Source organism: Streptomyces sp. NPDC058375, assembly GCF_042723425.1.
GTDB classification, from domain to species: Bacteria; Actinomycetota; Actinomycetes; order Streptomycetales; family Streptomycetaceae; genus Streptomyces; species Streptomyces durocortorensis.
On the sequence record NZ_JBHXJG010000227.1, the window covers coordinates 1 to 11,846 of the forward strand.

Genomic DNA, 11,846 nt, shown 5'->3' on the forward strand with positions numbered 1-11,846 from the left:
CCTTCGGGCGGGGCCACCCCTTTCCGGCTGCCCGGAGTCGTTTTCCGGACGGCGTGCGCAACCATGTGCGTAAGGTGCTGGCAACCGCGAGGATGGCGGGGGCGGGAGGGAGCTGGGACATGGACGACAAGGACACACCGCGGGTGGGCGCCGCCGTCCGCCGACGACGCAGGACCCTGGGCCTCACGCTGGCCGCGGTCGCGTCGCGCAGCGGCCTCTCCGTGCCCTTCCTCAGCCAGATCGAGAACGAGCGCGCCCGCCCCAGCGCCCGTTCCCTCGACCGGGTAGCCGAAGCGCTGGAGACCACCACCGGCCGGCTGCGGGCCGCCGCCGACTCCGCACGCGCCGTGGACGTCGTCCGGGCCGAGGAAGGCGAGGGCGTACGCCGCCTGGTGCGCGGCCGGCACCAGCTCAGCGCCCTGGAGTTCTCCGGCGAACCGGACCTCGGGCGCGAGTTCCAGCACCGCAACGACGAGCTGATGTACGTCGTCGAGGGCGCCGTCGACATCGAGGCCGAGGGCCAGGTCCACCGCCTGGAGAGCGGCGACAGCCTGTTCCTCTCCGGCGGGGTCCGACACCGCTGGCGCGCCACCGTGCCGAACACCCGCCTCCTGGTCGTCGCGGTGGCCGAACACATCGACGCCACCTTCGACTCGCGCCGCTGAGCGTCCTGGAGGCTGGAGTGCCCATGCGCGTCGTCTCGCTGGTCCCCTCGCTCACCGAGGCCGTCGCCGTGACCGCGCCCGGGCTGCTCGTCGGCGTCACCGACTGGTGCACCCACCCGGCAGACCTCACCGCCGCCCGGATCGGCGGCACCAAGAACCCGGACCTGGCCGCGGTCACCGCCCTCGCCCCCGACCTCGTGATCGCCAACGAGGAGGAGAACCGGGCCCCCGACCTCGACGCGCTCCGGGCCGCCGGGCTCGACGTCCTGGTCACCGAGGTCCGCACCCTGGACCAGGCGTTCACCGAGCTGCACCGCGTCCTCGTCGACGGCTGCGGGCTCGCCAGGCCCGCCTGGCTGGACACGGCCGAGGCCGCCTGGGCCGCCCTGCCCGCGCCTCCGGAGAACCCGCGCCCCGCCGTCGTACCGATCTGGCGCAGGCCCTGGATGGTGCTCGGCCACGACACCTTCGCCGGCGACCTCCTCGCCCGCCTCGGCATCCGCAACGTGTACGCCGACCACGCCGAGCGCTACCCGCGCATCCCGATCGACGAACTGAACGCCTCCGGGGCCGAGCTGGTCGTGCTGCCCGACGAGCCTTACCGCTTCACCGCCGACGACGGGCCCGAGGCCTTCCCCGCCCTGCCCGCCGCACTCGTCGACGGGCGGCTGCTCACGTGGTACGGGCCGTCGCTGACCGAGGCGGCACGGGCGCTGCCGTCAGGGCTCCGCTGAGCACCCCGCGCACCGTCCGCGTCCCGGCCGCCGCCCACGCCACGATCAGGAACACGTACAGCGCCACCGCCAGCCAGGTCAGCGCGTCCAGACCGGTGTGCCGGGCCAGGCCCGCCGCCCCCGTCACACACGTACCGACGGGGAAGGTGAACGCCCACCACGTCATCGCGAACCCCATCCCGTTCCGCGCGGCCCGCACCACCACGGCGGCCGCCAGCGCCAGCCACAGCAGCGCGAAGCCCATCACCGGCACCCCGTACAGCACGGCGAACGCGCCGAACGCGGAGGCATAAGGAGCCCCGACCGCCCCCGGGGCGGCGTCGGCCAGCTGGTTGACCGCGGTCGTCGACTGGCCGAGCGGCCCCAGCACCAGGAACAGCGTCGGGGTCAGCGCGAGCGGCAGCGGACCGTGGTGGACCAGCCGCGCGAAGACCAGCGGCAGCACCACCAGCGTCGCCAGCAACGACAGCCCGAACATCGCGTAGCAGGCCAGCAGCAGCGCCTCACGCCCCTGCCCGGCCCCCAGGTGCGGCACCAGCAGCGCGCCCTGCGAGGCCGACACCATCGGCGCGACCAGCGGCAGCAGCCAGACCGGCGACGCGGTCCCGGGCGCGGGGCGGTGGCGTACGACCATCAGATACGGCACCGCGACGGCCGCCGCCAGCCCCACCGCCGTACCCGCCGCGAACAGCACCACGTCCACCGCGAGCGCCGCCCGCGCGCCCACCACGTCCGCACCCACCGTCAGGGTGGCACCGCCGACTGCCATCAACGCCATCGACAGACAGCCGTAGAACGGGGCGACCGCCGGGTCCATTAGATGGGCGCGGGCCTGGTCCCGGTGGCAGATCCAGTGCCCGGCCCGCGCGGCGAGGACGGCCAGGAGCAGCACGGCGGAGAGCGCCCACACGAGGGTGCACGCGGCGCGCAGACCAGGAACGTCCACCGGAAGCGCCGCGCCGGCGGACGCGACGATCGCGGTGCCCATGACGCTCGCGTACCAGTTCGGGCCGATGTGCCGCAGGGACGGCAGCCGCTGTACGCCCGGCCCGTCGTCCGCTCTCCGCGGGGAAAGGGCGACGTGAGGGGGCGGTACAGCGGTCCGGGTCTGCGGAAAGATGGCCATGCCACGATTCTTCGCGGCGGGGTCCACGCCCACCAGGGACCGCGTCCCTATGAGGTCATAAGCTGGCTTGATGACCGGCGACGACGCGCACGCACCCCGCATCCCCCTCTCCCACCGGGTTCCCGACCTCGGGGCGCTGGAACTGCTGCTCGCCGTCGCCCGGCACGGCAGCCTCGGCCGGGCCGCCAAGGACGTCGGCATCACCCAGCCCGCCGCCTCCAGCCGCGTCCGGTCGATGGAACGGCAGCTCGGCGTCGCCCTGCTGGACCGTTCCCCGCGCGGCTCCCGGCTCACCGACGCGGGCGCGCTGGTCACCGACTGGGCGCGCCGGGTCGTCGAAGCGGCGGAGGCCTTCGACGCGGGCACGCAGGCGCTGCGCGACCGCCGCGACTCCCGGCTGCGGGTCGCCGCCAGCATGACGATCGCCGAATACCTGCTGCCGGGCTGGCTGATCGCCCTGCGCGGCGAGCGCCCGGACACCGCGGTCTCGCTGCTCGTCGGCAACTCCGCGGCCGTCGCCCGCCGCCTGGTCACCGGCGAGGCCGACCTCGGCTTCGTCGAGGGCCTGTCGATACCGGAGGGTCTCGACGGCACCGTCATCGCCCACGACCGCCTCGTCGTCGTGGTCGCTCCCAGCCACCCCTGGGCCCGTCGCCGCACCCCGCTGCTGCCCGGCGAACTCGCCGCCACCCCGCTGATCCTGCGCGAACACGGCTCTGGCACCCGCCAGGTCCTGGACGCCGCGCTCGCCGTGCACGGCGGACTGGCCCAGCCGCTGCTGGAGCTCTCCTCCACCACGGCGGTCAAGGGCGCCGCGGAGAGCGGCGCGGGCCCCTGCGTCCTGAGCGAACTGGCCCTGGGCGAGGAGCTGTCCTCCCGACGCCTCGTCAAGGTCCCCGTCGCGGGCGTGCGGCTGCGCCGCCAACTGCGCGCCGTCTGGCCCGGCGGCCACCGTCCCACCGGCCCCGCCCGCGATCTGCTCTCCCTGACCGGCCGCGATGCCTGACCCGGCCTGTCCCTGACCGGCCGCGACGCCTGACCCGAGAAGGCCGGGAACCCCCGCGACCGTGTCGGAGCCGGACTCTAGAGTGTGGGCATGAGTTACGCGACGCCTCCCGGCTGGTATCCGGACACGGGCGCCCCCGGCACCGAGCGCTGGTGGGACGGCACGGCCTGGACCGCGCACACCCGCCCGCTCGCCGCCGCCGCCCCGGAGGGCTTCGGCCCACCGTCGCTTCCGCTCCCGCACCAGCGCGGCCCCCACGACGGATCCGGGGGCGGCAGCCGGACGAAGGTCCTGGCGATCACGCTCTCCGGAGTGCTGGTCCTGGGCGCGGCCGTCACCGGCGCGGTCCTGCTGGGCCGCGACGACAGCGGTACGTCGGCGACCCCGACGACACCCACCTCGTCCCCGGCCCCCGTCACCACTCCGACGCCCACGCCCACCGCCTCGTCCTCCGCCGAGCCCGACCCGGACGAGGACCCGTCCGTCCTCGTCGACCAGCTCAACGGGGTCACGCTGCCGGTGCCGACGGGCTGGGAGAAGCCGGACAACACCACCGAGGACGTCCCCATCATCCGCACCGAACAGTCCTACGACTGCCCGGGCGGCTCGTCGTTCTGCTACCACGGCACGGTCACCACCCACACCGCCCGGGGCACCGAGAACGATCCCCAGGCCCTGGCCGAGGCCGACATCGTCACCGCCGCCGACCGGGCCTACGAGGAGGACGTCCTCGGCCGGCGCATCCACGGCGGCATCACGTCCCACAAGGTGATCAAGGCGCAGGAGCTGTCCGTCGCCGGACGCACCGGCTATCTGGTGCGCTGGCGGGTCACCACCGGCAAGGGGCCCGGCGGGTACGTGCAGTCCCTCGCCTTCCCCTCCTCGGTGGGCACCGAGACCCCGGTGATCGTCCGGTTCGCCTTCGACGCGGACGTGGCCGACCTGCCGCTCTCCCTGATGGACACGATCACCCGGGGCATCCGCCCGCTCGGCGACAGCGCGACGAGCGGCGGCGTGGGCGCGTCCATCGGCCCCTGACCGGTGCCGGGGGCACCGCGGGCGCGGTCGGGTCAGAGGAAGGTCTGCCCCTCGCCCCGGTACGTCGGAACGCTCGCCGTGACCCGGTCGCCCTCGATCAGGTGCAGCGCGTCGAAGCGCTCGCACAGCTCCCCGGCCTTGGCGTGCCGGAACCAGACCTTGTCACCGATCAGCAGATCGTCGGCGGGGGAGCCCAGCAGCGGCGTCTGCACCTCGCCCGCGCCTTCCTGCGGGTCGTAGCGCAGCCCCTCCGGCAGATACGGCACCGGCGAGCGGTCCGCACCGGCCGCACCGGACGCCGGATAGCCGCCCCCGAGCACCGTCACCACGCCCACGCCCGGCCGGCGCACCACGGGCTGCGCGAACAGGGCCGCCGGCCGGGCGGTGAACGACGTGTAGTTGTCGAACAGCCGGGGCGCGTACAGCCCCGAACCGGCGGCGATCTCCGTCACCGCACTCTCGGCCGCCGTGTGCTGCACACTGCCCGTGCCGCCGCCGTTGACGAACTCCAGCTCCGGCGCGACCGCCCGGACCGCCCGCACCACCTCGGCCCGGCGCACCGCCAGCTCCTTGCGGGCGGCGGCCTGCATCAGCCGGATCGCCCGGGACCGCAGCGGCCGCCCGGCGACCGCGTCCCCGACCCCGGCGACATGGCCCTCGTACGCCATCAGCCCCACCAGCCGGTAGCCCGGCCTGCGCGCCACGGAGCGGGCCAGCTCGGCGAGTTGCGCGGGGGAGCGGAGCGGCGAGCGCAGCGCCCCGATCCGCACCCGGCCGCCCAGCATCCGCAGCGAGGTGTCCAGCTCCAGGCAGACCCGGATCTCCTCGCGCCCACTGGCCCGGGAGGCGTCGATCAGCTCCAGCTGGGAGTGGTCGTCCACCATCACGGTCACGGCCGAGGCGAGCTTGGGATCGGCGGCCAGCTCGGCGAACGCGCCCCGGTCGGCCGACGGATAGGCGAGCAGCACGTCCTCGAACCCGGCCCGGGCCAGCCACAGCGACTCCGCCAGCGTGTACGACATGATCCCGACGAACCCGGGCCGCGCGAGCACCCGCTCCAGCAGGGCCCGGCACCGCACCGACTTGCTCGCCACCCGGACCGGCTTCCCGCCCGCCCGCCGCACGAGATCGTCGGCGTTGGCGTCGAACGCCTCCAGATCGACGATCGCGATCGGGGCGTCGAGATGGGCGGTGGCCCGGTTGTAGCGGGTCCGGTCAGCGGCGCGGGCAGTCATGGCCGCAGCTTGCCAGAGAGCCGCTACGGCTGGGTAGGGGGACGATCGGGACAGATCCTCCACCGCCGGGGCGTCCCGTTCCCCGCCGCCCGTCCGCAGCCCGTAGAGTGACCTGCACGCGAGCACCAACGGGCCTGTCAGCGGCGGTGATCCGTGGTCGGTACGAGGACGTGTGAGCAGGGGGCCGGATGAGTACCGAAGCACAGCGCGCCCCTGTGCCACCCCGCCCGACGGCGCCTCCCACGCTTCTGGGATCCATGCCTCCGGTTCCTGCTGCCGAGCCTCCCGCTTCGGTGCCTCCGGTTCCTGCCTCTGCGGCTTCCGCGTCGGTGCCTCCGGTTCCTGCCTCTGCGGCTTCCGCTTCTGTGCCTCCGGCTCCGGCTCCGGTTCCCGCTTCCGCGCCCACGATCCCGGCTTCCGGGGGTCCGGCTCCTGCGCCGGCGCGCCCGGCACAGGCTTCCGCACCTCCGGCTCCGGCTTCTGGGCGCCCGGCTGCACCGGCCCCACCGGCCCAGCCCTCCGCGCCTGCCAGGACGCACACCTCCGCCCCGACGCCCACGCCCGTGCCGCCCTCCACGAGCCGCACGCACCCGGCCCCGCCCGCCGCGGGCCCGCACCCGGTGCCCCCCGGCCCGCCCCCCGTCACCCGGCGCAGGCCCGTCGGAGCCGTCGACCTGACGCCCGCGCCGGGAGCCGTTCCGCCGCCCCCCGGCGGCTACCGGGCGCCGGTCCGCCACGGCTTTCCGGAGACGCCCGTCGAGACCACCACCCGGCTGCGGCCCGTCCGGCCCCGGCAGCGGTGGCGTACCGTCGTGGCCGCCGTCTGCATCGTCCTCGGCCTCGGGCTCATCGGCGGGGCCGCCACCGGCGCCTGGCTGACCGGCGACTCCTCGGCCGAGACCACCAGGAGCCCGTACACCGCCGCCCGCGCCGCCTGGCACAGCGTCCCCGTCGACACCCTGTTCCCGCGCACGCTCGACGGCAGGGGCGCGGGCCCCGGCGGCACCCACCGCACCTGGACCCGGGTCGCCGTTGCCGCCGACAGCACGTGCAAGGGCGGGCTCGATCCGCTCCTCCTCACCACGCTCCGGTCGGTCGGCTGCGAACGGTTGGTGCGCGCCACGTACACCGACGCCACCCGCTCCGCCGTCACCACCGTCGGCCTGGTCTTCACCGAAGCCGACGCACCGGGCATGCAGGCCCTGCGTACCCGGTTCACCGAGCAGAAGCTCGGCGCGCGCAAGGACCTCATGCCGCGTACGTACGCCCCCGAGGGAACCCCTGCGGCCTCCTTCGGCGCCGGGCAGCGCGCCAGCTGGACGGTCAACCCCCTCACCGAGATCCCGGTCGTCGTCCTCGCCGTCTCCGGCTTCGCGGACGGGCGCACCGTCGCCGAACCGCAGCCCGCGGCCGACGCCGTGGCCTCCGGCGCCGAGACGGACATCGCCCAGGCCGGGCTCGGCCACGAGGCGAAGGGCGTCGCGGACCGGGTGGAGCGCGGATTGCGCACAGCCGTCGCCGACCTCACGGAGCAGCCCGGATGACCCGACGACCCCGCCGGGCCCTCGCCGCGGTCTGCGCCGCCGCCGTCCTCGTCCTCACGCCCGCAGCGCCCGCCCACGCCGACGCGATCCGCGACCAGCAGTGGGCCCTGGAGGCCCTGCACACGGACCGCGCCTGGCAGACCACCCGGGGCGACGGCGTCACCGTCGCCGTCCTGGACACCGGGGTCGACGACGCGCACCCCGACCTGACGGGCCAGGTGCTCCCCGGCAAGGACCTCGTCGGCTTCGGCGCCGCCCGCGGCGACTCCTCCTGGGCCCTGCACGGCACCGCGATGGCCGGCATCATCGCCGGACGCGGCAACGGCCCCGGCCGCACCGACGGCATCCTCGGCATCGCCCCCGAGGCCCGGATCCTGCCGGTCCGGGTCATCCTGGAATCCAAGGACCCGGCCCGCGCCAAGGCCCGCAAGTCCCGGGGCACCGCCCTCGCCGACGGCATCCGCTGGGCCGTCGACAACGGCGCCGACGTCATCAACCTCTCCCTCGGCGACGACAGCAAGTCCGCCCACCCCGACCCCGGCGAGGACGCGGCCATCCAGTACGCACTGTCCAAGGGCGTCCCCGTGGTCGCCTCGGCGGGCAACGGCGGTGAGAAGGGGGACCGGATCTCCTACCCCGCCGCCTACCCGGGGGTGATCGCGGTCGCCGCCGTCGACGAGTACGGCACCCACGCCTCGTTCTCCACCCGCCGCTGGTACGCCACAGTCAGCGCCCCCGGCGTCGACATCGTGGTCGCCAACCCGGACGGGCACTACTACATCGAGTGGGGCACCTCGGCCGCCGCCGCGTTCGTCTCCGGCGCGGTCGCCCTGGTCCGCGCCGCCCACCCCGGCCTCGACCCGGTCCAGATCAAGAAGCTCCTCGCCGACACCGCCCGCGACGCCCCCGTCCAGGGCCGCGACGACGCCCGCGGCTACGGCATCGTCGACCCGGCGGAGGCCATCGAGGCGGGCGCCCGGCTGCGCCCGGCGGACCTGGACGCCAAGGCCGCCCCGGCCGGACACCCGGGGCGGTACTTCGGCGCGGGCCCGACCCCGCCGCGTACCGACGCGGCAACGTCCAACTGGGCCGCCCCGCTCGCCGGCGGCCTCGGCGCGGCGCTGCTCGCGGTCGCCGTCGTCCTGTGGCGCGGCCGCGACGCCCCCGGCCGCCGCTGAGCGCGCCCGGCCCGGACCTGATCGGACCGCCGCCACCACCTCACCGCCCCACCCCGTGCAGGGCTTCCGCCTTGTCGCGCGCGCCCGGTTCCGGCTCCCCGGCGGGCCCGTCGCCGCGCGTGGCGGCCCCGCGCCGCACCACGACCACCGCCGCCAGAGCCAGCGCCAGGCCCAGCGCGGTCCGGATCCCGAACGGTTCCCCGAACATCAGGGCGCCCCAGACCGCCGTCACCGGGGCTATCAGGAACATGAGCGTGTTGACCGCCGTGACGCCCGAGCGCCGCAGGATCAGCCAGTAGAGCCCGTAACCGCCGAAGGTCGACAGCACCACCAGCCAGCCGATCGCACCCCAGAACGCGAGCTCGGCGGGCGGCAGCGCGGCCCCCGAGCCCACGGCGAGCGCGGTGAAGATCACGGTGCTGGCGGCGCAGTGGACGGTCAGCGACACCGAAGGAGCCACCCGTACGGTCGAACGGCTCTCCAGGAACGTGGCGGCCACCAGCGCTAGCATGCCGGTGAACGGCAGCGCGTAGGCCCACCAGGCCACCCCGGCGGCGGCCGAGGCGTCGGCCAGCGTGACCACGGCGACCCCGCTCACCCCCAGGCACAGGCCGAGCCACTGCCGCGCGGTGACGTACTGGCGCAGCAGCGGTCCGGCCAAGGCCCCCGCCACCAGCGGCTGGACCCCGTCGATCAGGGCCGTCGTGCCCGTGGAGACCCCGAGCTGGATCGCGTAATAGACGGTGAGCAGGTAGCCGCTCTGCGACAGCGCGCCGATCACGGCCTGCCGGGCCACGTCCCGTACGCCCAGACCCCGCCAGGAGGCCCGCGCGACGGTCACCGCGACCACCGCCAGGACGACCGTCAGCGGCAGGAACCGCCACATGAGGATCGTCAGCGCCGACGCGCTGCCGGCGCCGAGTTTCGCCCCGATGAACCCGGAGCTCCAGCACAGCACGAAAGCGATCGGGAGCAGGACATTCATGACGCACCTCGCTATACAGATCGGTATACCCGCTCTCGACTATACAGATCGGTATACTCGTCGGCATGGGTACTTCCGAGGAACTGCGACGGATCACGATGACGCCTGCTGCGCGACGGGCCCTGGCCGCCGCCGAGCGGCTGTTCTACGACCGGGGCATCCATGCCGTCGGGGTGGACCTGATCGCCGCTGAGGCCGGGGTGACCAAGAAGACCCTCTACGACCGCTTCGGCTCCAAGGAGCAGATCGTCGTGGAGTACCTCGCCGACCGCGACGAGCGCTGGCGGGCCCTCCTCGCCGAGCACCTGGACGCCGCGCCGCCCGGGCCACGGGCGCGGATCCTGGCCGTCTTCGACGCCTCGCGCGCCTGGATGGGGGACAACGGCTCCAAGGGGTGCAGCATGGTCAACGCCCATGCGGAGATCAGCGACCCGGCCCACCCGGCCCACTCCGTCATCACCGGCCAGAAGCGGTGGATGCTCGACCTGTTCACCCGGCTCGCCGGGGAGATCGAGGGCGTCGGCCCCGAAGCCGCCGACCGGCTCGGCCGGGTGCTCATGCTGCTGCACGAAGGGGCCCTGGTCGCCCACGGCCTGAAGGTCTTCCCGGACCCGGTCGCCCGGGCCCGCGACGAGGCGGACGCCCTGCTGGCCGACGCGGTGAGGCGCTGAGCCCCAGCCCCCCGCCCACCTGCGGGCAGGCGGCCCGGAGCCAGGCACTACCCTCGTCCCGTGGAGCTCAAGAACATCCCGGACCCCGGTTTCTCCGACGACGACGGCTCGGCGTCCCCGGCCCTGACCAGGGCGCTGGACGACTGGTCCCGGGACCGCAGCGCCGTCGGCCCCGTCCTCACGGCCCTGCGGGACGCCCGGCTCCTGGTCCCCGTCGTCGCCGTCCTCGGCGAGGTCGAGGTGGACGAGAAGGGGCTGCGGCGCGAGAAGACCAGCGACATGGCCGTGCCCACGCTGAAGGCCGGCGACCGGCGCGCGCTGCCCGCCTTCACCTCGACCGCCTCGCTGGCGCTCTGGGATCCCGAGGCGCGCCCCGTCGCCGTACCGCTGCACCAGGCCCTCCAGGCCGCCGCCCACGAGAAGGCCGACACCGTCGTGCTGGACCTCGCCGGGCCCGTCGCCTTCGAGCTGAGCGGACAGGCGCTCCTGGCGCTGGCAGAGAACCGCACCAGCACCGACCCGCTCCAGGACCCCGCCGTCATCGAGGCCGTACGGGAGACCGTCGCCGCCGACCCCGCCGTCGTCCGCGCCCATCTCGGCCCCGGCAGCGCGGACGGCACCCTCGCGCTCGTCCTCGCCGCGGACGCGGTGCCCGCCGAGGCGGCCCGCCGGATCGCCGGGGCGCTGTCGGCCAGCGAGGTGCTGCGGGCCCGGCTGGTCAGCGGTCTCGACCTGGCCTTCCTGCCCGCCGGTACGGCCACCCCGGGGGAGCCTCTCTTCGCCCGCTGATCGTCGGGCCGGCCCCGGCCCGACGAGCGCGATACGCCCACCCCCGTGAGAATTGTCGGGAAAATCGGATGAAATCCGACCGACCGGACGATATCGCGAGGTGGTTCCATGCAGAAGCGGATCGTGGCGTCAGAGTTTCTCGGCACTTTGCTGCTGGTGTTCTTCGCCGTGGGGTCCGCGGTGGTCGCCGTCGAATACCTCGGCACGGTGGGCATCGCCCTCACCTTCGGCTTCACCCTCCTCGCGCTGGCCTACGCGCTCGGCCCGATCTCCGGCTGCCACGTCAACCCGGCGGTGACGCTGGGCATGCTGATGGCCGGCCGGATCGACGTCCGTACGGCCGTCGAGCGCTGGGTGGCCCAGTTCCTCGGCGCGATCGTCGGATCGGCTCTGCTGTTCCTGCTGGCGAAGCAGATCCCCGGTCTGGAGACCAGCGGCGAGTTCGGCACCAATGGCTACGACGACCGGTCGGCCGTCGGCATCAACATCGGCGGCGCGTTCCTCGCCGAGGTCGTGCTCACCTTCCTGCTCGTCTACGTGGTCCTCGCGGTGACCCACAAAGTCGCGGTCACCGGCTTCGACGGGCTGCCCATCGGCTTGGCGCTCGCCGCGATCCACCTGGTGGGCATTCCGCTGACCGGCACCTCGGTCAACCCGGCGCGCAGCTTCGGCCCGGCGCTCTTCGCAGGCGGCGCCGCCCTCTCCCAGCTCTGGCTGTTCATCATCGCGCCGCTGGTAGGCGGCGCGATCGCCGCCTACGCCCACCGGCTCACCCACCCCTTCCCCAACGTCCTGCCCGGGGAGCCCGAGGACGCCATCTGACGCCACCCGAGGGCCCGCGAACGGCCCCGGACATCCGCACACCCGGCACACAC

12 protein-coding genes are annotated in these 11,846 nt (G+C 74.7%); 9 read left to right on the top strand and 3 right to left on the bottom strand.

Translation table 11 applies throughout. The features are described from left to right. Positions 1 to 119 precede the first annotated feature (119 nt). Positions 120 to 665, top strand: coding sequence for a helix-turn-helix domain-containing protein (locus ACFWM7_RS27900; protein ID WP_383265475.1), 546 nt, complete (start codon positions 120 to 122; stop codon positions 663 to 665). 23 nt (positions 666 to 688) lie between these two features. After that, positions 689 to 1,399, top strand: coding sequence for a helical backbone metal receptor (locus tag ACFWM7_RS27905; RefSeq protein WP_383265478.1), 711 nt, complete (start codon positions 689 to 691; stop codon positions 1,397 to 1,399). Here ACFWM7_RS27905 and ACFWM7_RS27910 read toward each other — a convergent pair. Further along, positions 1,338 to 2,525, bottom strand: a complete 1,188-nt coding sequence (locus tag ACFWM7_RS27910) for a TDT family transporter (protein WP_383265481.1) — start codon at positions 2,523 to 2,525, stop codon at positions 1,338 to 1,340. The genes ACFWM7_RS27905 and ACFWM7_RS27910 overlap by 62 nt on opposite strands. A gap of 70 nt (positions 2,526 to 2,595) precedes the next feature. Between ACFWM7_RS27910 and ACFWM7_RS27915 the strand changes: the two genes are divergently transcribed. Next, positions 2,596 to 3,531: a LysR family transcriptional regulator gene (locus ACFWM7_RS27915; protein WP_383265483.1), complete on the top strand. Its 936-nt coding sequence runs from the start codon at positions 2,596 to 2,598 to the stop codon at positions 3,529 to 3,531. 90 nt (positions 3,532 to 3,621) lie between these two features. Beyond that, complete coding sequence (locus ACFWM7_RS27920) at positions 3,622 to 4,569, top strand: DUF2510 domain-containing protein (protein WP_383265486.1); 948 nt, start codon at positions 3,622 to 3,624, stop codon at positions 4,567 to 4,569. A 32-nt stretch (positions 4,570 to 4,601) separates the two neighbouring features. Here the strand turns inward: ACFWM7_RS27920 and ACFWM7_RS27925 are convergent, their stop codons facing one another. Continuing rightward, positions 4,602 to 5,804 carry an amino acid deaminase/aldolase gene (locus ACFWM7_RS27925; protein WP_383265489.1) on the bottom strand — a complete coding sequence of 401 codons (1,203 nt, stop codon included), beginning with the start codon at positions 5,802 to 5,804 and terminating at the stop codon, positions 4,602 to 4,604. Between the two features lie 674 nt (positions 5,805 to 6,478). On the opposite strand from ACFWM7_RS27925, the gene ACFWM7_RS27930 reads away from it, so the two are divergent. After that, positions 6,479 to 7,348: a hypothetical protein gene (locus ACFWM7_RS27930; RefSeq protein WP_383265504.1), complete on the top strand. Its 870-nt coding sequence runs from the start codon at positions 6,479 to 6,481 to the stop codon at positions 7,346 to 7,348. After that, positions 7,345 to 8,526: a type VII secretion-associated serine protease mycosin gene (mycP, locus tag ACFWM7_RS27935; protein WP_383265492.1), complete on the top strand. Its 1,182-nt coding sequence runs from the start codon at positions 7,345 to 7,347 to the stop codon at positions 8,524 to 8,526. The genes ACFWM7_RS27930 and mycP overlap by 4 nt, the downstream gene beginning before the upstream one ends. 40 nt (positions 8,527 to 8,566) lie before the next feature. On the opposite strand, the gene ACFWM7_RS27940 is transcribed toward mycP, so the two are convergent. Next, a complete protein-coding gene (locus ACFWM7_RS27940; protein ID WP_383265494.1) occupies positions 8,567 to 9,511 on the bottom strand; it encodes a DMT family transporter in 945 nt (314 codons plus the stop codon). Between the two features lie 65 nt (positions 9,512 to 9,576). Between ACFWM7_RS27940 and ACFWM7_RS27945 the strand changes: the two genes are divergently transcribed. The 3 genes from ACFWM7_RS27945 (at position 9,577) to ACFWM7_RS27955 (ending at position 11,793) form a co-directional block, all read left to right on the top strand. After that, entirely contained in the window at positions 9,577 to 10,182 is a 606-nt protein-coding gene (locus ACFWM7_RS27945) for a TetR/AcrR family transcriptional regulator (protein WP_383265497.1), read from the top strand. 60 nt (positions 10,183 to 10,242) lie between these two features. Beyond that, a complete protein-coding gene (locus ACFWM7_RS27950) occupies positions 10,243 to 10,971 on the top strand; it encodes an SseB family protein (protein WP_383265500.1) in 729 nt (242 codons plus the stop codon). Between the two features lie 108 nt (positions 10,972 to 11,079). Further along, positions 11,080 to 11,793 (top strand): MIP family channel protein, encoded by a 714-nt coding sequence (locus ACFWM7_RS27955; protein WP_383265502.1) that lies wholly within the window; start codon positions 11,080 to 11,082, stop codon positions 11,791 to 11,793. Positions 11,794 to 11,846: the final 53 nt, after the last annotated feature.